We start from the raw sequence: 24,472 nt of genomic DNA on the forward strand, positions 1-24,472 counted from the left end.
AACCATTTGATAAACGCTTAAAAAATTCAGGATGAGGCCGATGGCGTAATTTTGTCGAGTTAAAACAAACTGGAATGCTCAATAAAAATTACCCCATCGCAACAGCCAGAGTAGGGTTGTGTAAATTCTTTCTTTCGGTTTTTCTGTGCCTATTTTCGACTGTACAAATGAGTGCGCAAATCTATTCGCACAATTTTGGCACGACCGCCATTTCGGCGCATCCTTATACCGTGGCGCCAGCCGTCTTCAATTCGCATTTGTCCAACTCCTCTTGGAGCAACAGTGCAGGCACTTGGACCAGTGCGGCGGGTTCGGCCGGGGAAGCCATTCGGTTGACCCATGCGGCCAACGCGACGATTACGTTGACCTTCAATGTGGCGGCCAATTTTGAGCTCAGTGTCACCTCGTTCGATTTTTGGCGCATGCGCAGCAACCTCGGTGCACAAAACTGGAGCATGACCATCAACGGCACCAATGTGGGCGGCGGAACGGTTCCTACAGTAGGAGCGGCGATCGGCAATACGGCGGTGGCCAACCCGGTTACAGGACTCACGGGCACGGTTACCGTGGTGCTTTCGTTGACTGGAAATACCGGAAACGGGACTTTCAGGCTAGATGATTTTACCCTGAATGGTACCGTGACATCATCTTGCACGGGCTCGACGGTGACTTCGGTGGTGCCGATTACGGGGCCGCAAAATACTTTGGTGACCATCAACGGTAGTGGATTCCTGTCGGGTAGCGGAACCTCTGCGGTAAAATTCAATGGCATTCCGGCGACCAGTTTCAATGTGGTTTCCGACAACGTGATCAAAGCCTATATTCCTGCCGGAAATGCGACCGGCGAAATCACCGTGACGACCAATTCCTGCGAGACTTTTACGGGCATCGGTTTTACCAAACTGGTTTCCTTGGCCACCCCCAATTATTCTTCCGACATCTACATTTCAGAGATTTACGATGCGCAGGCCGGCGATGGCGGCGTGATTGAAATTTACAACGGAACGCCCAACCCCGTCAACCTTTCGGGCTATACCATCCGGCGTTACGGCGACATCGGCGGCGGCACTTTTTACACGATCAACCTGACCGGGATTATTCCACCGGGCGGAATTTTCCTGATCGGGATCGGGACGGGAACCACGCCTTGCGCCATTGTCGAAAACCAGCATTATGGTACCGGTTTCAATTCGAACGACGAATTTGAATTATACAACAACGGCACGCTGATCGACAATGTACACGCGCCGGTCAACGTCGGTTATTCGGTCATCCGGAACCCCAATGCCACGGCGCCCAAACCCGTTTTCAATGCGGCCGACTGGAACACTTCGACTACGGAAAACTGCGCCAACATTGGTGTGCACAATGTCCCGACCAACAATCCACCGGCCATCGTGAGCCCGAACAGCACGGTGATTTGCGACACCAATTCGACGGTATTTTCGGTCTCGTTGGCCAATCCGGGCAGCTATACTTACCAATGGAAAACGCTCAATGCTTCGGGTGTTTGGGTCAATGTGGGCAATGCCGCGCCTTTCAGTGGGGCCAATACGCCAACGCTTATGGTGAATCCGGTCAATCCGGCTTTGGATGACAGCCAGTATTATTGCCAGATTACTTCTTTCGAGCACCAATGCGCTCAGCAATGCCGCGCAGCTTGAAGTGGACACCATCATCATCCCTGATTTTGCGACCGCGCTTTCGCTTTGTTATGGGGAAACGGCGCCCGTTTTGAATACGACTTCACCGAATGGAATTTCGGGAACCTGGAGTCCGGCAACCATCGACAATACGGCCAACGGCAGTTACCAGTTTACGCCCAATCCGGGCCAATGTGCCGCCAATGTGACTTTGGCCGTAACCATCAACACACCGATTACCCCCGATTTTACCACGATGATTGCCTTGTGCCATGGTGAAACGGCACCGACCCTGAACCCGATTTCCCCCAACGGGATTGCTGGAAGCTGGTCGCCGGCGGCAATCGACAATACGGCAACCGGCAATTATACGTTTACCCCAAATGCGGGACAATGCGCCGATATTGTGGTGTTGTCGGTGACGGTCAACACCCGTCTTATCCCCAATTTTCCGACAACCTTAACGTTGTGTCAAGGCGAAACCGCGCCTGCCTTGAACCCTGTTTCCCCGAACGGCATTTCGGGAACTTGGAGTTCGCCCGGCATCAGCAACACCGTCAGCGGGGCCTATATTTTTACACCCAATGCGGGCCAGTGCGCCGATCCGATGACGCTCAATGTTACGGTAACCGCGTCATTGGTTCCTGATTTTGCCCCGACGCTGCAGATTTGCCACGGAAGCACGGCCCCGGTTTTGAATGCGGTTTCTCCGAATGGGATTTCTGGGAGTTGGTCGCCATCGATCATCAACAATACGGTTTCTGGGACGTATGTTTTTACGCCGAATATGGGACAATGTGCGACACCCACGACATTGAATGTAACGGTCAATCCACAAATAATTCCTGATTTTCCGACAACACTTGTATTGTGCCAAGGCGATGCGGTGCCGGTCCTGAATGCGGTTTCGCCCAATGGGATTTCGGGGACTTGGAGTCCATCGACCATCAGCAATACGGTTTCGGGTATTTATGTTTTCACACCGAATGCGGGTCAATGCGCCACAGGCACAACCTTAAACGTTACCGTGAATCCGCCGATTGTCCCAGATTTTACTTCGGTATTGACTTTGTGCCAAGGTGATGCCGTACCGATGCTGAACGCGGTGTCGCCCAATGGGATTTCGGGAACCTGGAGTCCACCGGCCATCAGCAATATGGTTTCTGGAATGTATGTTTTTACACCCAGCGCAGGCCAGTGTGCGACCAATGCCACGTTGAATGTGACGGTAAATCTGCCAGTAACCCCAGATTTTGCGACCACATTGGTACTGTGCCAAGGCGATGCCGTACCGGTCTTGAATTTGGTTTCGCCCAATGGGATTTCAGGAACTTGGTCTCCGTCATCGATCAATAATACCGCGAATGGCATTTATACGTTTACGCCCAATGCTGGACAGTGTGCAACCCAGGCGATTTTAAATGTGACGGTAAACCCATTGACCGTACCCGATTTTGCGACCACGCTCGTGATGTGTCAAGGAACGATTGCGCCGATGCTGAACTCGGTTTCGCCCAATGGGATTTCGGGTACCTGGAGTCCGGCTACCATCAGCAATACGGCCAACGGGACTTATACATTTACCCCGAACCCGGGGCAATGCGCCGATACGACTGCCTTAACAGTCACGGTAACCACTGGTTTGGTTCCGGATTTTGCACCGAACCTGACCCTGTGTGCCGGGACAACTGCGCCCGTGTTGTCCCCGATTTCCCCCAACGGAATTACCGGAAGCTGGAGTCCTTCGGTGATCGACAACACGGTTTCTGGACATTATGCCTTTACGCCCGATGCGGGACAATGTGCCACCAACGTCATTTTAAATGTTACGGTCAATCCGGTGATTTCCCCCAATTTTGCAACGACACTCCAACTGTGCAGTGGAACTGTAGCACCGGTCTTGGATGCCATTTCACCCAATGGGATTTCTGGAACCTGGAATCCATCGGTCATCAACAATTCGGTTTCTGGAAGTTATGTCTTTACGCCGAATGCCGGGCAATGCGCCACAAACCGGACTCTAGTGGTCACGATCAATAATTTGGTCACGCCCGATTTTCCAACATCAATGACCCTCTGCAGCGGAAGCGTTGCGCCGGTTTTAAATGCAATTTCGCCGAATGGAATTTCTGGAACGTGGTCTCCATCTGTGGTCAACAATACGGTTTCGGGAAATTATGTGTTTACGCCCAATGCGGGACAATGCGCCAACAGCACAACCTTAAACGTAAATGTGCAAAATGCAATTGTTCCTGATTTTACGACCTCACTCTTGATTTGCAGCGGTGGTGCAGTGCCCGCCTTGGCCAATGTTTCTCCGAATGGGATTGTGGGAATTTGGACCCCATCGGTCATCAGCAATACGGTTTCGGCGAATTATACATTTACGCCCAATGCCGGACAATGCGCCAGTGCGGTAACTTTGTCGGTGACGGTCAATGCGGCTACTGTTCCCAATTTCCCAACAGCACTGCGTTTTTGTACAGGAAGTGTTGCACCGGTTTTGAATGCGGTTTCGCCCAACGGAGTTTCTGGAACGTGGTCTCCATCTGTGGTCAGCAATACGGTTTCGGGAAATTATGTCTTTTCACCAACGGCCGGACAATGCGCCACCACGGCAACGCTTACCATTACCATCGATGCTTTGCCACAGCCGGTTTTGCAGGATGCGTTTATTTGCGTCGACCAGTCAGGGAATGTCATCAATCCGGCCAATCTGTATTGCAACATTCCAAACAGCGGTTATACTTTTGCCTGGACCTGGAACGGAAATCCATTGCCGACGACAACCCATACGCATTTGGCAACGCAACCCGGACTTTACGAAGTGCTTGTAACCAACCAAACGACAGGCTGTACGGCTGCTGCGCAGGCGAATGTAAGCATGTTGCAAGGTTTCACGGCCCAAGCGATTACGGGCGTTGATTTCGACAATGACGGGACGATTACAGTGATTGCAACTGGCGGCTCGGGGCATTTCGAATACGAACTCGACGGAGCATTGACACAGCAGAACAATCAATTCTTCAACGTGGCTGCGGGCGAACATACCGTAACGGTACGCGATTTGAACGGCTGCGCGGACTATTCGTTCGACGTTTTCCTGCTCGATTACCCGCGTTTCTTTACCCCGAATGGCGATGGATTCAACGATTTTTGGAACATCGGCGGATTGGGTGACCAGCGCGATTCTAAAATTTATGTCTTTGACCGTTATGGCAAATTGATCAAATCCTTAAAGCCTTCGGACACCTCGGGCTGGGATGGCACCTACAATGGTCGGCCGTTGCCGTCCACCGATTATTGGTTTGAGTTGTTTTATCAGAACAGGAGCGGCGAGCCAAAGAGATTCAAGGCGCACTTTGCCCTCAAAAGATAAATATCCCCAGTTGTTATAAGATAAAGGCTTTCTGTTAAGGAAGCCTTTTTGTTTGGCTAAGATTGGATTATGAAATCGTTAATATAAATGATTGATAATTAGTTTGTTATTTCAATTTGATAAAGAAACCTTGTTGTAGAATTCGCATTTTGTCAACATTGTAAAGCTACTTTTGGTTTGTTAGTGATCCAACCCTGCAGGTAATCCCTTAACCCAATTAATTACAACAACCTAAAAATTATTAATCATGCTTACAAAACGATTTTTCTTAGCTGTGGCTTTCTCGGCCATCATGGGGCTGATGAGTTCGAATGTTGCGGCGCAATGTATCGGCGGCGGTTCCGAAACTTTTTCCAACTTGGGCAGCAGCTCGAGTTCGTATGCCACCAGGACCTGGACCGGAAACAACGGTGTGGCCTGGTCGGCTACCGATGCCCGAACAGACCAGGATTTGACCGGCGATGCCATCGCACTCAGAACCAGTACGCTTAAAAACACTTCTACCGTAACAGGCGGCGTGGGTACGCTTTCGTTCAACTACAAAAGGGTTTTCACCGGCAACTCGACCTTGAAAGTGTATGTCAACGGAGTCCAGTATGGCGGCGACATCACGGTTTCGGCCGACACGACCACGCCATTTTCGCAAGTAGTCAACGTGGCGGGCAACGTCGTGATCGAAATCAAGAACAGCCTGAACCGTACGATTGTGGATGATGTAACCTGGACTTGCTACGAAACACCGGTTTCCGGACCCGAATTGCAATTGGCCGATGCCTCGAACGTGAACCAGGCTTGCGGCGCCTTGAACATCAATTTTGGCGCGCAACCGATGTTGACCAATACCGATGCGGTCTTTACCATCAAAAACACCGGGACTTCGGCATTGAATGTTTCCGCGCTCAATTTGAGCAACGCCATCGATTTTACCGTGGTGTCGCCAAGCGCGCCGTTTTCGGTTGCGGCTTCGGGTTCGCAGATCGTCTTGGTGCGTTTCAACAGCGCGGGTTCTGGCCACAAGACTTCGGTGTTGACCATTGCCAACAACGATTCGAATGAGGCTTCTTGTACCGTCAACCTCGAAGGAACGGCTTTGGCACCTTGTGTGGTTCCGACGGTAGACGCAGCCGAATTGGCAATCACCAACATTCTTGCAACTTCGGCAGACGTTGCCATCACAGGCGCAACTGCCGACCGATACCTGGCGGTCTTGACCAACGGTGCGGCTTTGTCGGCCAACCCAACCAATGGCGTAAATTATACAGTTGGAATGACCCTGGGCGGTGGAATGGTCGTTTACAACGGATTGGCGGCCAGTTTCTCCTTGAGCGGATTGACCGAAAGTACCGACTACGCGGTTTACATTTTCCCATACAATTCGGTAGATTGCACCGAAGGTCCTCTGTATTACACCGAAACTTCCATCGGCACCGATTTTGCGACCCCAGTGGCGCCATGCCTTGGCGGAAGCGAGACTTTCTCTAACCTGGGCAGCAATTCAAGCACGTATGCGACCAGAACTTGGACCGGCGACAACAGCATCGCTTGGTCGGCCACCGATGCCAGAACCGACCAGGATTTGACCGGCGACGCGATTGCGTTGCGTACGGGAATCTTGAAAAACACGACGGCGGTATCGGGCGGTATCGGCACGTTGCATTTCAACTACAAACGCGTTTTCACGGGCGACTCTACTTTGAAAGTATTCGTCAACGGCATCCAATACGGAAGCGACATCACCGTAACTTCTGACCTGACAACGGCCCACACCCAAACCATCGATGTTTCTGGTCCCGTAACCGTGGAATTGCGCAACAGCGGCAACCGCGTCATCATCGACGACCTGGCTTGGGATTGCTACCAAACACCGGAGCGTCCGGAAATCCAATTGCTCGACAACACTTCGGCTTTGAAAGCCTGTGGCAATTTCACGATTGCCTTGGGTGAAGTGGCTGTGAATACGGATGTGGATTCGACTTTCACGATCGAAAACAAAGGAACCGAAGACCTCGAAATCAGCGCGCTGACTTTGAGCGATGCGGTCAATTACACGATTGTTTCTCCAACAGCCCCGTTTACCGTAACGGCTTTGTCTACGCAAGTGGTAACGGTTCGTTTCAACAGCGCAACTGCCGGAAATACGCCATCGACTTTGACGATCGAAAGCAACGACGCCGACGAGGCTTCTTGTGTGATCAACTTTACTGCTACGGCTTTGGAAGCTTGCGTGGCCCCGGATATGTCATTGGCCAGCATCACGACCGATAACATCACCGCTACTTCAGCCGATGTAGCAATCACGGGCGCTACTGCCGATGGCTATATTGCGGTCATCAGTTCAACGGGTTCATCAACGGCTCCGGTCAACGGAACGGTTTACCTCGTGGGCGATACCTTGGGTGCAGGAACGGTGGCTTATGTAGGTGCGGCGGCTACTTTCACGCTTTCAGGATTGACTTCGGCTACGAATTATGCCGTAAATGTATACGCTTACAACAACACGGCTTGTATCGGTGGACCGGCTTATGTGGAAGGGGCGCTGGAAACCGAAGTGACTACCGAAGAAGCCCCATGCATCGGCGGAGGCGAAACCTTCTCTAATCTGGGCAGCAATGCCAGCTCATACGCTACCCGCACTTGGACGGGCGACAACGGGGTGTCATGGTCGGCTACCGATGCCAGAACAGACCAGGATTTGACCGGCGATGCGATTGCCGTAAGAACCGGAACGATCACCAACACGACTGTGGTTTCAGGCGGAATCGGAACCTTGACGTTCAACTACAAACGCGTGTTTACCGGAAACTCGACAATGAAGGTATTCGTCAACGGCATACAATACGGTGGCGACATCACGGTATCGGCCGACACGACAACCTTGTTCTCACAGGCCATCAACGTAACTGGAAACGTAACGGTTGAAATCCGCAACAGCGTCAACAGAATCATCGTCGATGACATTTCTTGGAACTGCTATGCCGGAACCGGGAAAATGGCGCCAACGACCACTGCCGATTTCAAGGTATACCCGAATCCTAGCCACGGCCAATTCCAACTCGATTGGCCAGGCAACGAGAAAAGAGCGGTTGAAGTCTACAATTTCTCGGGCAACCTCATTTTGAGCAAAACCGTTTTGGGAGACGAAATGATCGATCTAGGAAACGCACCGAAAGGCATTTACCTTTTGAAAGTGAAATCGGCCGAAATGGTTTCTGACCGAAAAATTGTTATCGAATAACAATGGTTTTTTAGATGAAGAAAGCCCGGCTGCGAAGTCGGGCTTTTTGTTTTTATGGTTTATAAGATGTAATCGGTACTCAGGAAATTCGAATTGTGGTCGTGCACGATCTGGTTGATGAGTTGTTTGTTGGTCTCGGTCGCCTTGGTCGTCACGAGCGAACGGATCGAGAACGAACGCAGCGCATCGGAAACCGACAAGGTGCCTTCGGCGCTGTCCTTTCTTCCGGTGAACGGAAACACATCAGGGCCGCGTTGCGACTGGCAATTGATGTTGACGCGACTCACGAGATTCACGAACGGATCGATCAGGCTCGAGATTTCGGGAGCGTCGTTGCTGAAAATACTGACCTGCATACCGTAAGGCGATTGGATCTGGTATTGGATCGGCTCCTCGATCGATTCGAACGGAACAATCGGGATCACGGGCCCGAACTGTTCCTCGTGGTACAATTTCATCTTCTCGTTGACCGGATAAACGACCGCCGGAAACACAAACGATTCGAGCGTATCACCGCCATTTTCATTGCGGACCGAAGCCCCGTGCGCGATCGCATCTTCAATGCACTGCCTGAGATAATTGGGTTTGTCGGGCTCGGGCAAAGGCGTGACCTGAACGCCCGGTTCCCAAGGCAATCCGGCCTTGAGCGCAGAAACCGCTTGGCTGAATTTCTCGATGAACTGCTCTGCGATGTCGCGGTGTACGAAAATGATCTTGAGCGCCGTACAGCGTTGGCCGTTGAACGAAAGCGTGCCGGTGATGCATTCCTCGACGGCAATCTTGAGATCGGCGTTTTTGGTGACAATCGCGGCATTCTTGGCCTCGAGGCTCAAAATTGAACGCAGTCGGCTGCTTTTTGGATGGTGCCGTTTGAGGCTGTTGGCCACCGTACTCGACCCGATGAATGCCAAAACGTCAATCTTGCCGCTTTGCATGATGCCCGGCGTAACGACCGCGCCACGTCCATAAATGGTATTGACGACGCCTTTCGGGAAGGCTTCCTTGAATGCCTTGAGCAACGGATAATGCAGCAAAATGCCGTGTTTGGGTACTTTGAACAAAATCGTGTTGCCCATGATCAAGGCCGGAATCAAAGTCGTGAAGACTTCGTTGAGCGGATAATTGAACGGCCCCATGCTGAGCACTACACCGAGCGGCGATCGGCGTACCTGCCCGATGATGCCTTCGGCGATCTGGAAACGAGACGATTGTCTGTCGAGGTCCTTTAACGCTTCGATGGTCGCGACGATGTATTCTACCGTACGGTCAAATTCCTTGGCCGAGTCGTTGTAGGATTTCCCGATTTCCCACATCAATAATTTAATGACGATTTCGCGCTGCTCGATCATGCCATAGACGAATTTGTGCATGCAGTTGATGCGTCCTTCGATGCTCATCGTTGGCCATTCGCCCGCGCCGTTGTCGTAGGCTTTGACGGCCGCATTCAACGCAGCCTCGGCTTCTTTTTCGGTGGCCAAAGGATAAGTGCCGACGAGTTTGCGTTTCGGGCCGTCCGGCGTCGGTAGGCACACGGGCGAATACACTTCGCTGACGGGGCCGTGCCATGGAACCATTTCGCCGTCGCACAAATATTCGCGCTGGTGGATTTCTTCGATTTGGAAATTTTGGGGAATCTCGCTTTCGTTCTTGAAAAGCGTATCGATCGAGAATTTTTCGGAAGCTTGCATAATCAGATGAGAGTTTTATCGAATAAATTTACGGAGATTATCGGCAAATAAAAACCGAAAGCCTGCAGTTATAATTTATTTTTTTCGGCCGGTGCAATTTTTTTTATTTTTAGCCGGTTGGAATAGTGGAAATTCTTGATTTGATGCAGATTCGATATTTATTTTTACTGTTGTTTTGCTTTTCGATGAACGGCATCGGTTCCGCGAAAATGCAAAGTCATGCCTGTCCGGTTTTGGAGGCAACCGATTATTACCAGGCATCTTATTTCGTCCAATTGCGCAACCACATCCGCCAAACGGGAAAGGTCGAAAAGGTGAACGGCTCGTCAAGGTTGGATAAACCGATTTACCTCACGTATCATTCGATCATGCAGCAAGGCATCAAAATCACAACCGGCAAGGCAGGCCGGATTTATTTCTACGACGGCAGCAACCACATCGGGAATTTATTGCTCGCGGATGACGGAAAGGTTTCCATAGAAAGCAAAACCGAAGAAAACAAGACCAGGATCCGCCAAGTCTACACCAACATTTTAAAAAATACCTTGCACCAATGAGCGCAGAAACCGACTATAAAAGGCCCTCGAAAATAGAAGGAATAGCAGCCCTTCTCGGATGCTTGATTTTCCTGCTGCTGCACATCGCCGCCACGATCAACATGGGATTTGAACTTGAAAAGATGGGCAATTCCCCCGACGTCTATGAAAATCCGCTCCTACGCTTCAGCCCGATGGAATTTTGGCTTTTGAGCGGCATCATCGGTATGGTCAGCGGCATCATGATGGAATACAGGCGGTTTGTGATTGCAGGGATTTCGGGACTGGTCGGCGGTTTGAGCATTGTCGGTTTTACGATGTTGTACATCGGTTGGCGCGATTCTTATGAGCTGGTCGAAACGATCATTATGCTCGGCATCGGCATCATTCCCGGACTCGTATTGTATAACTTTCTGGCACGCAAATTCCCGGTTAAAACCAATTCCTAATATGTGTCAAAACGGCCAACATTTTAAATTGTGTACGTGTCACGGAAAACCGCTGACATCGGACGATTACAGATGGACATTAAAAAGATATGTCGGGCAAACTTTGTCTACCATGGATGGCATGCTCATCGAACCCGACTTCGAACTGTCGCCCGAACTCACCGAAGCTTATTTTACAGCAGAATTGAACCAACGCCAATGTTTCGATTTCGACTACATTCCGTCAGAAGGCGACAATCTTTATCTGTACAATCCGAGAAGCAAAAGCTATCGATTCCTGTCGTTTATTTTTAGGAGCGGCCAATGGGTTTGGGGTTCCTACAATGCTTTCGTCGACGAGACGGAAGACTTCAACGAAGGCAAAATCTCGTTCGAATAAATGGATGCCTTCGGATACAAAACGCTCGAAAACGGCACGACCGAGTTCATCTGGATCGTCGAAGACCTCGGCGAAATCGTCGCGCTCAATGGTCCGTTGGGCCAGTACCGCGATTCGTTTTATGTGATCGGGCCGCAATCGGAAGCGTTGTACCATGAGGCGATCCGCATCGCGCGGCAGAATGGTTTTGTGTTCGATTTCAACGACAAATGCGGGCAATTGCTGTTGCGTTTTCCGCTGTCGCAGGTTTCGGATGTGGGTCATTTCAGGTTTGAAGTTATCGAGCCTGTCTTGAACACTGCCTTGCAACAATCGGGCAACGGTTTTTGCGATTACGGTTTCTGCGATGAAGCTTTTTTCAATGAAATGCCTTTTGTTTATGACCCTGAAATTGCGGTACAAACAATAGTCGATACTTTGAAGCAACATGAAGTTGACATTGAAAATCTGGCGGTATTTTCGGTCAGAAATGGCGCAGCCGAAAAACAATGGTGGCCTTAAGATTTGACGTATGAAAGTGGAATTCGGATTGATGGCGTTGCCTTACGATTGGAAAAAAGACATTGTTTTTGTGCTCGAGTCCGAATTGCGCAGCCATCCCGAAAAATACCTGATCGAGGAACTTTCCGAACCCACGAACAGACACGTCGGGCGTTTTTACATGGGCGAAGGCGGACAACACTATGCGTTCAAGGATTCGATCGCGCATGCCGTACACATCTTGTGTTTTTTGGGTGTGAAGCAATTGGCCGAGGGTAAACCTTTCGAATACATCGGCTTTATGAATGGGAAAACCACGATGTATACGCCCAAAGACAACCTGATTGAAATCCTTCCCGATGTGCTTGACGAAGTTACGCGGCATTACGTCAAAGGCGATCCCATTTTTCTCGACCGAAAAAGATTGCTGCCCGCGTTGTACCAATGCGGCTGCCGTTACCTCGATTTTTTGACCGAAACCTTACCGCACAAAGGCCATGAAAAAAGCGTCCCGATGCTCAAGCCTTTGGCCGATGCGGCTTTGTTGGCCCTGCGTCAGAACGGTTATGGGCAGGATTAAATCTTGATGAATTTTACCGGGATTTTTTTTCCTTCTGCAAAAACCATCAGCCAATAGAAACCACTTTGGAGCGGTTGCACATCGATGGATTTTTCGGTTACGATGGGCTCCAAAATCACTTTCCCGGCCACATCGATGATCTGGATCTGGTCGATCTTGAAATCTTCAAGTGCATGCAAAGTAAGGATTTCCCTGACCGGATTCGGATAAACCGTAAAGTATGACTGGGTGTAACTGTTGGTGCCCAAAGTCTGCGGACAATCCACCGGTTGCGGGTTGTTGTGGCCCACGAGCGAGCCGATGCCCAATTCGCCATAAGCGTTTCCGCCCGAGGTGAAAATTTCTCCGTCCTTCACAAATAACGAATGTTGCAACCCGCCATCGGCGAGCGTCCAATTGCCGATACCGCCGACCTGTACAGGTGCCGGTCGGTCGATGGTCGAATGATCGCCCAATTGCCCGTCGGTGTTTTCACCCCAGCCCCACAAGGTTTGGTCTTCTTTGATCGCCAAGGTATGGTCAATGCCGCCGGCCGCGAATTTCCAGTTATTGGTATTGCCTAAACGGGTCGGCACGGATTTGTAAAATGATCCGTCATTGAGCCCCAACGCAAAATTGTTGTTGTTGCCCCAGATCCACAGGCTGCCCGTTTCGGTGATGGCCATGCTGTGGCGGCCACCGGCTGCGATGCACCTCCAGGCGTTGGCCGGCAATGCGGCGATGAGCGTTGGGACGTTGAGTTCGGTGCCGAAACCGGCCGTGCCCTGACCCAATTGTCCCGAGAAATTGTAGCCCCACGACCAAAGCGTCTGGTCGGTCTTGACGGCGAGCGTATGGAAAGTACCTGCGGCTACCGTTTCCCAATCGGTTTGCGTTCCCACTTGGGTAGGAATGTTGGTGTGGCCAAACGTACCGATGCCCAATTGCCCGAAATCGTTGCGGCCCCAACCCCAAAGCGTACCGTTGTTTTTGATCGCGAACGAATGGGCGCCACCGGCGTGGATGGATTTCCAGTCGGAATCGCTGCCGACCTGCGAAGGTGCATTGGTCGGACTTCCGGGATTGCCCCCGAGCCCAAAATCATTGCGGCCCCATACCCAGATGGTCCCGTTGGTTTTCAAGGCCAGCACAAATCCGTAGCCCGAGGAAACGGTTTCCCAGTCGGTTTCCGATCCGACGCGGGTAGGGATGGTTTTGTTGTCAAAGTGGCCGAGTCCGAGCTGGCCGCTGTTGTTGTTGCCCCAGGACCAAAGCGTGCCGTCTTCTTTGATGGCGATGCAAAAGTCGGCGCCGGGGCTGACCGATTTCCAGCATTGCGCGTGGACGGTGCATTGGAACAGCAATAAAAGAATAAGGATTGTTTTCTGGATAAAGGATACTTTTGTCATGATTGGTGACTGTTGATGATGATGATTGATGACGATGATTCGCTGTTAAGTCGGTTTCAAAACCGAAATGTTACTTTTTAGGATGCGAATTTTCGATTTGGTTGCCTCTTGTCTCGAAATCATTTCGATCGGCCGTCAAACGAGCGTTCGCGAATGAATGTTGTTGTATTGGTCTTTCAAGTTTTATCCGCCAAATGAAATTCTCACGCAACCCAATTGAAAATAAATGCTCTACATAGCGTTAACCAACAAAAAACCGCTATGAAAAAAACATTACTCGTTCTTCCATTTTTGATTTTAATGTTCGCCGCACAGGCACAGTCGTTTTACGACACCAACAGCATCCAGGAAATCCGATTGTACTTTGCCCAAACCGATTGGGAGCAGCAACTCAACGTCCAACAGCAAACGACACAGAATTACATCCCGGCAGAATCGGTCGTGATCAACGGGACGGCTTTCGAGAACGTCGGTGTCAAGTACAAGGGCAACAGCTCGTACATCCCGTTCTTTCCGAAAAACCCGTTCCACATCGAGCTCGATGCATTCCAGGAGCAGGATTACCAAGGTTACACCGACATCAAGTTGAGCAATGTCATCTTCGACCCGACCTTCGTGCGCGAAACGCTTTCCTATTCGATCCTGAGCCAGTACATGGCCGCCCCGCAGTGCAATTATGCCAATGTGTATGTCAATGACGTGTTGATCGGGCTGTATGTGAACGTCGAATCGGTGTCGAAGAAATTCGTGCAGAAACATTTTTATTCGAACGATCATCCGTTTTTTGACTGCTCGCCCGTCAATGGTGCGAACAATGTCAACAGCCTGCAGGAATTGCCGGCTCTGATCCATTGGGGCAACAATGTCAATAATTACAACCTGGCTTACCGCATGAAGTCGGATACGGGCTGGAACGAACTCATCGGGTTGACCAATACGCTCAACAACAATGTGTCGAACATCGAATCGCAGCTCGACATCGACCGTACGTTGTGGATGCTTGCCTTCAACAACATCATGGTCAACATCGACAGCTATATTGGGATTTTCAACCAGAATTATTATTTGTACCAAGATGAGAATGGCCGCTTCAACCCGGTACTGTGGGACTTGAACATGTCGTTTGGCGTGTTCGCCGATTTGGGTTCGTCCGTGTTGCAGAATACGACCGCCAAGGCGCAGTTGTCGCCGTTCCAGCACTTGAACGACAACACTTTCCCACTCGTCAACAAATTGCTCGTCAATACACGTTACCGCCGAATGTACCTCGCGCATTTCAATACGATATTGCAGGAGAATTTCGTCAACAACTCCTATCTGCCGAAGGCACAGGCATTGCGGACTTTGATCGACGGGGCCGTACAGGCCGATCCGAACAAGCTCAACAGTTATGGGGCGTTCCAGACCAATCTCGACAACGACATCGTGACCAACAACAGCCTGGTCGCGCCAGGCATTACCAATTTAGTAAACCAGCGCAAGAATTTCCTGAACGCTTTGCCTGATTTCACGGCACCGAAACCGATCATCACCAATGTGCAACCTTCGGTGGCCACACCGACCGTAGGCAGTACCATTGCAATTGCGGCGCAGGTTGCCAATACCAATGCCAATGCGGTTTTCCTCGGTTTTAGGAACAACTACAAATCGGTTTTTACCAAAGTGGCGATGTTCGACGATGGCGCACACAACGACGGTGCGGCCGGGGACAATGTCTACGGTGCCTCGGTGACGGTGACCAATGCCTATTTGCAGTATTACATTTATGCCGAAAACAATTCCATTGGCGCTTTTTCGCCTGAACGCGCCGAATATGAATTCCACAGCCTCGACGCGACCTACCCGACGATCAATGCGGGTGAGTTGGCGGTCAATGAAATCATGGCACAGAATACAACAGGGACGACCGATCCGGCCGGACAATTCGAGGATTGGATCGAACTCTACAACAACACCGACAACACGGTCAGCCTCGACAACCTGTACCTAACCGACAATGCGAACAATTTGCAGAAGTGGCAATTCCCAGCCGGACTCACCATCGAACCGCACGGTTATTTGACGGTTTGGGCCGATGAGGATTTGGCCGAAAGTGGGCTGCATGCCGATTTCAAACTCTCGGCGAGCGGGGAAAGTGTGATCCTGTCGTATCCGAACGGGACGATCATCGATCAGGTGACTTTTGGGGCCCAGACCGAAAATGTGGCCTATGCCCGTATTCCGAACGGTACCGGGAATTTTGTCAACCAACCGCCTACTTTCGGGGCCAACAACGAAAGCCTTTCTACACAAGATTTCGAGGCGGCATTCGCACTCAAGGCCTGGCCGAATCCGATGCGGGAAACACTGTTGCTTTCGGCTGAACAGCACATCAACGAAGTGCGGCTTTACAACCTGATGGGGCAGGAGGTGATGGTCGAGCAAACGCAAGGGCGCAATGCCAAAATCAAAACCGGCTCACTGGCCGCCGGCGTCTACACGGTCAAAGTGTTCGGGGACAACGGGAGCGCCACGATCAAAGTCGTCAAGCAGTAAAAAAAGAAAGCTCCCGATTGGGAGCTTCTAAGTTGAGTAATCTATACCGGTGGCGGCAATCCGCTGAAGTAGACAGGAGCTTTCGCCAGAATTGCTTCCTGTTTTTTCTTTGGCTGTTTCGGGTTGCGCTTCCGGTACCACTTCCGTAAGCTGAACGTTCCCGATACAGTTTATAACTGTCACCAGCAATATTTTTATGCAGCAATTGGGTAAATTATCTGCTAAAATCAAGCAGTTCGTAGGGAGAAACTGTCTTAACTGTGATAAAAATACTAACAAAAATCGGGACTCGTATACGCGCGGCCCAACCTTTAACGAAGTAGGTTGTAAATGCGTAAAAAGTGTTAAAATTTTAAGCTAAAACTTTGGTTTTTTGAAGGTTTTGGTCGTGCTAGGGTCGTTTGCGTTAGCGATTGCAGCGGCATCCTTTTTGCTGTCCCGAAATGTCGGGACAGCAAAAAAGATAGAGCGGAAAGCGCGGCCGAAGGCAACGCCCACCCGAGGCAACGCCAAACTGAGCGAAGCTAAATAACAATAACAAAAAATCAAATAAATCCCTGGCGGATGGCTTCCTTGACCAGGCTCGTGTCATCGGAAACGTCGAAAGCCTTCTTCATGCGGCTGATGCGTTTCTGGATGGCGCTCGAAGTCAGGTAAATGGTTTGTTCGAGGTCTTTGATCTTGAATCCTTTTGACAGGTAAAACAAAATCTGGCGGTTGTAGTCTTCGACCATCAGTTCTTTTTTCCAGATTTCGCTGATGCAATTCTTGACCAGCGGGCTCTGGTAGGTATTCCCCTTGAGTACTTCCATGACGGCGAATTGCAGCTTTTCGGGCGTGACATCGTTCTTGATGATGAGTCCGTCGGGACGCGCTTTCTTGGCCAGATCGTAAACGATGATGACTTCGGTGTGCGCGGTGATGATGATCACTTTGCAGTTCGGTAGCTTTTGGCGGATGAACAGCGCGAGGTCCATCCCCGAAAGGATCGATGCCTCGGCATAACCGGGCATGCTGTTGTCGATGATGGCCAGTTCGAATGGGTTCTTGTCGACCGCATGGTAGGCATCTTCGAAGTTGTAGACTTTGGTAAAAATAGGGTGGAAGGTCGAGAACGGTTCGTTGCGCAGGGCGTCGCAATAGCCTTCGATGGTCATCGGGTGATCGTCTGCTAAAAGTACGTGCATAAAAATTTCTTAAACAAAATTTAACAAAATGTGCTGTTTTTGTGCACCAAAAAAAAATAGTTCTTGGCTAGATTGCACTATTTTTCACACAAGTATGCGGTTTTCTTTTCTCATTATCGACAACAACAGCGCCGCTATCGATGAGACGCTCAAACTGTTCGAAAATTTCCCGAATTATTTCTGTGCCGGGATTTTCAAGAATGAGGAAATTGCCGTGGACCAAATCTTCAAACTCAAACCGCAATTGGTGGTCATGGGCGTTCCATTCGACCCCAAAGATAAGAGTTTATCTTTTGCTGCGCTATCCGAAATGCATCAATATATGGACAGCATGCCCTATTTGATCGCGCTGTCCAAAACCCCCGACCATGCTTTCGAGGCAATCCAGTCGGGTTTTTCCGATTACATCCTCAAGCCTTTGCAGTTGCACCAGCTCGGGAAATGCCTGTTCAAGTTTGAGAAGAAGTGCAGCCCGACGACGGCTTCCACGATCTGCATCAAATCGTACAGCGACTACCAGTTCGTGGCTTTGCAGGACATCATTTACCTTAAGGCCGACAACAATACCACCGACATTCGGCTCATCAACGGCAAGACGGTCAATGCCTACAAGACGCTCAAGCATTTTGAGAACAGTTTGCCTTTTTATTTCCTGCGCATCCACAAAAGTTACATCGTCAACATTAATCACGTTTCGCGAATACACTTCAGCAAGTCGAAATGTTACCTGAATTACAATGAAATTCTCCCGTTCTCAATTAGCTACAGGGAAAATATTGACGCAATTGTGCGGAATATTAACTATTGATTAAGAAATCCCTTTAAAATCAAGGCTTTTCAAAACAGGTATTTCACCCTTTAGATTTTGCATTTTCCTACTGTCTTACAGTCGTTCACAACAACGGCATTCATTTTTGCTGCTTTAACGGTTTTTTCGCTGTTAATTTGCCTTGTGAGTTGACCGAAAAATAATACCATAAAACTCGCAATTTGAGAATGGGGAAAATCAGGAAATCATTCCTGTGTCATTCTCGCCCGGACTAACACTTCCCGAAAGTTCGATCTGTAACCTGCACGGAGCAGCTTACAAAATGCCTATTGCTAATTTTTAAAATATTTACGTATGAAAACGCTATTAATTGTTATTTGCTTTGCCATTGCCACACCAACCTTTGCATCTACAGTACAAAAACCAAAATTGACAACGTCAGAAATCGGTGACAATCCGCCACCACCAACCGATCCAACTAAACCGAAAGGTTAATCCGAATACCACTATCTGAAGGGCGATCATTTTGGTCGCTCTTTTTTTTACATACAGTCGATAAAAAATGTATTTTTGATTAACCCTAGCCTTCGCGAATTGAATTCAAAAATCCTCACATATTTTTCGGGCTGTATGCTTTTGCTGCTGATTGGCTGTCGCGGCCGTGAAGAAAGCCCGGTAATGATCCAACGCGAGGTCAAGCAATTGTTCAGGAAAGCCGATTCAGTGGCAGCGGGAGCAGACAGGGAAAGGATCATCGATTCGGCTTTTGCCAAGCTGCGCACCTCCGACAATGATACGCTCAGGCGCTCGCTGCTGTTCAATGTGGCCGCGCGGTACGAAGAATTGGGCGCAAGGCAAAAATACCTCGACGTCTGCAAACTGGTCTATGCCAAAGCCAAAAAGCAAAACGATACGGTCGATTGGGCACAGGCATCTTCGTGGATCGGGGATTATTACCAGAACGAGATGCAAACCGACAGTGCTTTCAAGTACTATCTGCAATCCGAAAAGATGTACCGGTTGGTCAAGGATTCGGTCAATTACGGCCGTGCGATCCTGAACAAGTCGACGGTGCTCTACCACTCGGGCAATTTTCCCGAAGGCATCAACCAGGCCATCCGCGCGCTCAAGGTGCTCAAGCACACCAACGACCAGTACCTCATTTACAACAGTTACGTCAAAATTGCGTTGAGCCTCAAGGAGGTTCAGGATTATGCAAAGGCGCTCGAGTATTTCAACCGCTCGTTTGCCGAACTCGAGAAACTCGAAAAGACACCCAATTTTCCGGTGGAGCATGCGCGTTATTACCGTGCCATCCATTACAACAATATGGGAACGATCTATGAACGCCTGCAAGAATACGGCAAGGCCATCGGGTATTACAACCAAGGATTGCAGATCGAAAACCTCTACGAGCGATGGCCCGAATTGTATGCCGCATTGCTCAGCAACCTGGCTTATGCCCAAATGAAATCGGGGGACAATGGTAGGATCGAAAGCCTGTTGTTGCGTTCGTTGCGCATCAGGGACAGCCTTGAGGTTTTGCCTGGGATTATTTCTTCGAAGACCAAAATCGGCGAGTATTATTTGCTGCGCAAAGACACGGCCCGGGCGTTGCAGAATTTCAGGGAAGGTTTTGAGTTGGCGCGCAAAATCAAGGTCAGCGCCGAAATGCTCCAAACGCTCAAGCTGCTGACCGAGAACGATTCGAAGAACAAGGATTATTATTCCGACCTGTATTTCAAGATCAGCGACAGCGTGCAAAATGTGGAACGCGCCACGCAGAACAAATTTGCCCGGATCGCTTACGAAACCGACCAGATCGAGGAGCAGAACCAATTGCTGTCGCGCCGCAACAAGATCATCATCATCGTTTCGCTTTTCGTTTTGCTGACGACCATCACCGGATTCGTGATCCTGAGGTTGCGCGCCAAGAACAAGGAATTGCGTTACGTCAAGGAGCAGCAGGAAGCCAACGAGAAAATCTACGAGCTCATGCTCAACCAGCAATACGAAACCGAGGCGGCGCGCAACGAAGAACGCAACCGCATTGCGATGGAACTGCACGACGGCATCGTCAACAGTGTGTTTACGACGCGCTTCAATTTGATGCAACTCGAATCGGGTTCAACCGAAAAGAAAAACGAACTCGTGCGTGAACTCGAAAAAACCGAACAGGAAATCCGCAAAGTTTCGCATGATTTGCAGCAAAGCCTGTTTTTTGAAGACAAGAACCTGCCCGAAATCCTGGGTAACCTGGTCAACGCACAGCAAAATGATTTCAACACCGAATTCGATCTTTCGGTCGACCGGTACATCGATTGGTCGGTGGTTTCGGGCGCCGATAAAATCCATGTGTACCGCATCATCCAGGAAGCCATCCAAAATGTCAACAAATATTCGAAAGCCGCCAAATGCCTGATCATGCTGCTCAAGACCGGCGACAAAATCACGATCCGGGTTTGGGACAACGGCGTGGGCTTCCAGGTGGACAAGGCCAAGGACGGCATCGGGCTGCGCAACATCAAGACGCGGACCGAAGCGCTCCAGGGCGAACTGCGCATCATTTCGACCCCCGATAACGGAACCACCATTGAGGTAGTGTTTTAATTCAATTGCCGTTCATGAGCGAATCTTTCGTAACTTTAGACCGCAAAACAATCAACATGCGTTTCCCACTACCGGTTTTATTTCTTCTTTTGGCATTGAAGACGTTCGCACAGGACAAACCAGCGGTCACCTTGCCACCGCCCATGATTGCTGTCGATTCGCTCTATCGCGAGGACCAATTTTACGTGGCGGCGACCTACAACCGCCTGCTCAACAAACCGGCCGGGGTTTCGGAGAACAAATTTTCCTCGGGTTTTACGGGCGGATTTTTGCGCGACATGCCGATCAACAAACGCCGTACGTACGCTATTGCCGTCGGGCTCGGTGTTTCCTACAACAAATATTTCCAGAACCTGGTCGTTTCGAAGGCAGACGATGTGGCGCAGTACAATTTCATCGCCACCGGTACGCCCTACGAGAAAAACAAATACGAACAATTGACGGTGGATGTGCCGATTGAATTCCGCTGGCGCACCTCGACGCCCGAAAGCCACAAATTCTGGCGGATTTACACCGGGGTAAAGTTGAGTTACCTCGCCATGGGACGTGCCAAATATGTCGATGCCAATTATGACATCACCGTGACCAACAACAACGACCTCAATAAGTTTCAAGTGGGCGCTTACCTGACCTGGGGCTACAATACGTGGAATTTCTACGGCTATTATGGGCTGACGTCGTTTTACCAATCGTCGGCGAAGGTCAACAATGGTTCGGTCGGGCTCAACCCGTTGCACCTGGGTTTGATGTTCTACATCCTATAGCCAAAAATATAAACATCCCAACTGCGGCAGCACGCCTGCGAGGAATCCGATGAGCAGTTCTTTTGTCGTGTGTGCCTGCATTTCGAGACGCGAGGCCGCTACGGTTCCGTTCATCAGGATCAGAAATGCAATCGGACCAATCGCATTGTATTGGTAGTGCATGTTGAGCCCGATCACAAAAACGGTCAATGCGCTGATGCCGACCATGTGCAGGCTCGCCTTGATTCCCGCGAACAACAGCGCAAAAGCCGCAACCGTACTGGCCAAGGCACCCAAAAAGAAATAAAACAATTCGGGGACGACCTCCTGCGTCAGGCTTTTGGTGATCAGGGTGATGATGAGCAATGCTTGGATAAACAAAGGGATGCGCCGTTGCGAGGCATCAGAAAGCATGATCGAGTTGACCTTGCCCAAAGTCTTGAGCAGGAAGAAGAAACAAAGCGGGATGAACACCATGATGATCGATACCTGGACCAGGACCAATAGCTTCTGTTCAAGCACGAAATAATTATCGATGGCGAACAGGTAAAAGGACACGGCCAAAAGCGGCATGAAAATCGGGTGGAACAGGTAAGAGAATAGTGGCAGGATCTTTTTCAAGGCGAGGGACAATTTTTAGCAAAACTACTCAAAAATAATTTTCGGGCGTGCTGTTCGTCGGTGGTTTTGTGAAGTTTATCTAATAGTTCGGCCGATTTGAACGGCCACGCAAAACTGCCATTATATTTGTTACGAAATTCATCCCCAATGAAATTGACCTTCAAGATATTCCTACTGTTTTTACCGGTTTTGGCGTGGGCCCAAATGCCCGGACAGCGCAGCGCAGCGAATCATCTCCTTGGGGAACCCAGAAACACGGCGAGATCGACCACCAATACTTTTCAATTCTGCGACACCGATAGCGATGGGTTGCTTTCGATCAACCTCGAATCGATCCAAAGCCAAGTGCTCGACGAAAACGTCAACCAGTTTGGGACGCAAGAAGGCATCTACATCAGCACGCGCCTGGCCAAGGTGCATTTGGTCACCAATATGGACAACACGCCGCAGTGCCAATTTATTTGCAACGGAAGCGCCGGACTGGGCGGTTATGGCATGCTCGACATCGCCATCAACCAGGAAGGTGATATGTATGTGGCGGCCACCGACAAGATCTACAAACTCAACCCTACGAGCTGTGCGGTCCAGAACACCATCGATTTGGGACTCAACGGCAATGCGATCACCTCGCTTTCCTTTGACCGCAACCACAATATTTACCTCGGCGGATTCGATGCCAAGGTCTACCGCATGCCCAATGGCTCCTATGGCACGATGAATCCGTGGCATGATTTCGGACAAGGAGCGGCGGCGGGTGACTTTGTGATGTGCCGCGACAAAATGTACATCGCCTGGAAAATCAACGGCGGTTGCCGGTTGTATGAAGTCACGGTCGACAGCAATACCAACTACATTTCGCATGTCGATTTGGGGAGCCTGCCCGACAATACGTTTGGCTTGGCCAGCGAACTCGGGAAGCTTTATGGGGTGACGCCTTTCCAACTCTACAAGATCGATACCCAGCAGCCGATGGCCTTTACCGCCGTCTTGAACAACCCAAATGCATCTGACGATTGGTATGGCGCTGCGGGGAAAAATGAGGCGGTCGATTTCGAGATCAAGGTTTTCGAGACCGCGCAAAATGCACACGACAATACCAATCCGTTGCCGTCGCAATGGACCAATACCGTTCCTTTCGGACAAACCGTTTACGTGGTCATCCGCAATCTGGTCAACAACCAGATCGTCACCATTCCGGTGCAACTGGTCATCAATGCGGCTCCGGGCTACAACGATCCGGTGCAAATCGTGCATTGCGAAAATGACCCGAACGCGAACCAATTCGACTTGGGTGCGCTCAGGACGGCAATCATCGGCCTACAGCCCAATGTACAGTTGAGTTACCATTCCAGTCTGATGCATGCCCAAAACAATACAGGCCCGATTCCCGATTGGTACACGACCAGCAGCAATACCAATGTTGGCGTGCGGTTGACCAATACGGTGACCGGTTGCTTTTCGGTATTTCAGTTTGCACTGCAAGTCGCGCCCAAACCCGATTTCAACCAACCCAAGGACATGATTATTTGTACGGCCCATACCGGTTCGGTACAATTAGACAGTCAAATCCCGCAAATCTTGAACGGACAGGATTCCGAAGACATCGAAATCACTTTCCACCACAGTATGAATGATGCGGAAAATGACGCCAATCCACTCGCAGTTCCCTATCCGATGACCAGCGGTGTAAAAGAGATTTTTGTACGCATCGAAAACACCTACAGCGGCTGTTTTCGAGACCGGCAGTTTTTGGGTCAAGGCATTGGCCGAAAACAACAATTTCCCGGTACAATATGCAGTAGTTACCGAGGATTGGTCCTACGACAACAATGCCATCGAAGTCGTGGCCACGGGCAATTACGAATATTCACTCGATGGAATCCGTTACCAGGACAGTCCCTATTTTGGCGGTTTGCCGATGGGCGAATACGAGTTGCATGTGCGCGACAAAGACAATTGCAGCAAATCGCTCAAGGACGTATTCCTGCTCATGTATCCGAAATATTTCACGCCCAATGGCGACGGTTACCACGATACCTGGAACATTATCCTAAGTTCGACCGAACCTGATATGGAAATTGAAATCTACGACCGCTACGGAAAAATCATCACCGGTTTCTTGGGTAAAAGTGCAGGTTGGGATGGAACCCTGAACGGAAAAGAACTCCCATCCTCCGATTATTGGTTTACGGTCAAACGCCAAAGCGGCAAGGAATTCAAGGGGCATTTTACATTGAAACGATAATTACC

The 24,472-nt window shown here is 50.1% G+C and carries 19 protein-coding genes; 15 read left to right on the forward strand and 4 right to left on the reverse strand.

Features of this window, described 5'->3' with window-relative positions:
- The first annotated feature begins 74 nt into the window (after positions 1-74).
- The 3 genes from QM717_RS09420 (at position 75) to QM717_RS09430 (ending at position 8,257) form a co-directional block, all read left to right on the forward strand.
- Positions 75-1,664 (forward strand): lamin tail domain-containing protein, encoded by a 1,590-nt coding sequence (locus QM717_RS09420; RefSeq protein WP_415037156.1) that lies wholly within the window; start codon positions 75-77, stop codon positions 1,662-1,664.
- Positions 1,594-5,022 (forward strand): T9SS type B sorting domain-containing protein, encoded by a 3,429-nt coding sequence (locus QM717_RS09425; protein WP_415037158.1) that lies wholly within the window; start codon positions 1,594-1,596, stop codon positions 5,020-5,022. Before QM717_RS09420 ends, QM717_RS09425 begins: the two co-directional genes overlap by 71 nt.
- Before the next feature lie 247 nt (positions 5,023-5,269).
- Positions 5,270-8,257, forward strand: a complete 2,988-nt coding sequence (locus QM717_RS09430) for a choice-of-anchor D domain-containing protein (protein WP_415037160.1) — start codon at positions 5,270-5,272, stop codon at positions 8,255-8,257.
- Between the two features lie 59 nt (positions 8,258-8,316).
- On the opposite strand, the gene QM717_RS09435 is transcribed toward QM717_RS09430, so the two are convergent.
- Positions 8,317-9,945 (reverse strand): NADP-dependent glyceraldehyde-3-phosphate dehydrogenase, encoded by a 1,629-nt coding sequence (locus QM717_RS09435; protein WP_415037162.1) that lies wholly within the window; start codon positions 9,943-9,945, stop codon positions 8,317-8,319.
- 143 nt (positions 9,946-10,088) lie between these two features.
- Here QM717_RS09435 and QM717_RS09440 point away from each other — a divergent pair, with 143 nt between their 5' ends.
- Genes QM717_RS09440 through QM717_RS09460 form a run of 5 tightly spaced genes read left to right on the forward strand, consistent with a single transcriptional unit; the run spans position 10,089 to position 12,369 of the window.
- Positions 10,089-10,502, forward strand: a complete 414-nt coding sequence (locus QM717_RS09440; RefSeq protein ID WP_415037164.1) for a hypothetical protein — start codon at positions 10,089-10,091, stop codon at positions 10,500-10,502.
- Positions 10,499-10,930, forward strand: coding sequence for a hypothetical protein (locus QM717_RS09445; protein ID WP_415037165.1), 432 nt, complete (start codon positions 10,499-10,501; stop codon positions 10,928-10,930). Before QM717_RS09440 ends, QM717_RS09445 begins: the two co-directional genes overlap by 4 nt.
- Before the next feature lies 1 nt (position 10,931).
- Complete coding sequence (locus QM717_RS09450) at positions 10,932-11,309, forward strand: hypothetical protein (RefSeq protein ID WP_415037167.1); 378 nt, start codon at positions 10,932-10,934, stop codon at positions 11,307-11,309.
- A complete protein-coding gene (locus tag QM717_RS09455) occupies positions 11,310-11,810 on the forward strand; it encodes a hypothetical protein (protein WP_415037169.1) in 501 nt (166 codons plus the stop codon).
- A 10-nt stretch (positions 11,811-11,820) separates the two neighbouring features.
- A complete protein-coding gene (locus tag QM717_RS09460) occupies positions 11,821-12,369 on the forward strand; it encodes a hypothetical protein (RefSeq protein ID WP_415037171.1) in 549 nt (182 codons plus the stop codon).
- Here QM717_RS09460 and QM717_RS09465 read toward each other — a convergent pair.
- Entirely contained in the window at positions 12,366-13,757 is a 1,392-nt protein-coding gene (locus tag QM717_RS09465) for a T9SS type A sorting domain-containing protein (RefSeq protein ID WP_415037173.1), read from the reverse strand. The two genes, QM717_RS09460 and QM717_RS09465, sit on opposite strands and share 4 nt — an antisense overlap.
- 261 nt (positions 13,758-14,018) lie before the next feature.
- Between QM717_RS09465 and QM717_RS09470 the strand changes: the two genes are divergently transcribed.
- The gene (locus QM717_RS09470) at positions 14,019-16,292 is read left to right on the forward strand and encodes a CotH kinase family protein (protein ID WP_415037175.1); all 2,274 of its coding nucleotides are present in this window, start codon (positions 14,019-14,021) and stop codon (positions 16,290-16,292) included.
- Between the two features lie 545 nt (positions 16,293-16,837).
- Here the strand turns inward: QM717_RS09470 and QM717_RS09475 are convergent.
- On the reverse strand, positions 16,838-17,479 hold the full coding sequence (locus QM717_RS09475) for a response regulator transcription factor (protein WP_415037177.1): 642 nt from the start codon (positions 17,477-17,479) through the stop codon (positions 16,838-16,840).
- 94 nt (positions 17,480-17,573) lie between these two features.
- Between QM717_RS09475 and QM717_RS09480 the strand changes: the two genes are divergently transcribed.
- The 4 genes from QM717_RS09480 to QM717_RS09495 all read left to right on the forward strand — a co-directional run bounded on the left by QM717_RS09480 (position 17,574) and on the right by QM717_RS09495 (position 21,622).
- Positions 17,574-18,287, forward strand: coding sequence for a LytR/AlgR family response regulator transcription factor (locus QM717_RS09480; RefSeq protein ID WP_415037179.1), 714 nt, complete (start codon positions 17,574-17,576; stop codon positions 18,285-18,287).
- 315 nt (positions 18,288-18,602) lie between these two features.
- Positions 18,603-18,743 (forward strand): hypothetical protein, encoded by a 141-nt coding sequence (locus QM717_RS09485; RefSeq protein WP_415037181.1) that lies wholly within the window; start codon positions 18,603-18,605, stop codon positions 18,741-18,743.
- A 135-nt stretch (positions 18,744-18,878) separates the two neighbouring features.
- The gene (locus QM717_RS09490) at positions 18,879-20,858 is read left to right on the forward strand and encodes an ATP-binding protein (RefSeq protein ID WP_415037183.1); all 1,980 of its coding nucleotides are present in this window, start codon (positions 18,879-18,881) and stop codon (positions 20,856-20,858) included.
- Positions 20,859-20,872: 14 nt separating this feature from the next.
- Positions 20,873-21,622, forward strand: a complete 750-nt coding sequence (locus QM717_RS09495) for a porin family protein (RefSeq protein WP_415037185.1) — start codon at positions 20,873-20,875, stop codon at positions 21,620-21,622.
- Here the strand turns inward: QM717_RS09495 and QM717_RS09500 are convergent.
- Entirely contained in the window at positions 21,617-22,222 is a 606-nt protein-coding gene (locus QM717_RS09500) for a hypothetical protein (RefSeq protein WP_415037187.1), read from the reverse strand. The two genes, QM717_RS09495 and QM717_RS09500, sit on opposite strands and share 6 nt — an antisense overlap.
- 147 nt (positions 22,223-22,369) lie before the next feature.
- On the opposite strand from QM717_RS09500, the gene QM717_RS09505 reads away from it, so the two are divergent.
- Positions 22,370-24,292 (forward strand): hypothetical protein, encoded by a 1,923-nt coding sequence (locus tag QM717_RS09505; RefSeq protein ID WP_415037189.1) that lies wholly within the window; start codon positions 22,370-22,372, stop codon positions 24,290-24,292.
- Positions 24,213-24,467: a T9SS type B sorting domain-containing protein gene (locus QM717_RS09510; RefSeq protein WP_415037191.1), complete on the forward strand. Its 255-nt coding sequence runs from the start codon at positions 24,213-24,215 to the stop codon at positions 24,465-24,467. The genes QM717_RS09505 and QM717_RS09510 overlap by 80 nt, the downstream gene beginning before the upstream one ends.
- The last annotated feature ends 5 nt before the right edge of the window (positions 24,468-24,472 follow it).

It is taken from the genome of Flavobacterium sp., from assembly GCF_047602195.1.
Taxonomy (GTDB): Bacteria; Bacteroidota; Bacteroidia; order Flavobacteriales; family Flavobacteriaceae; genus Flavobacterium.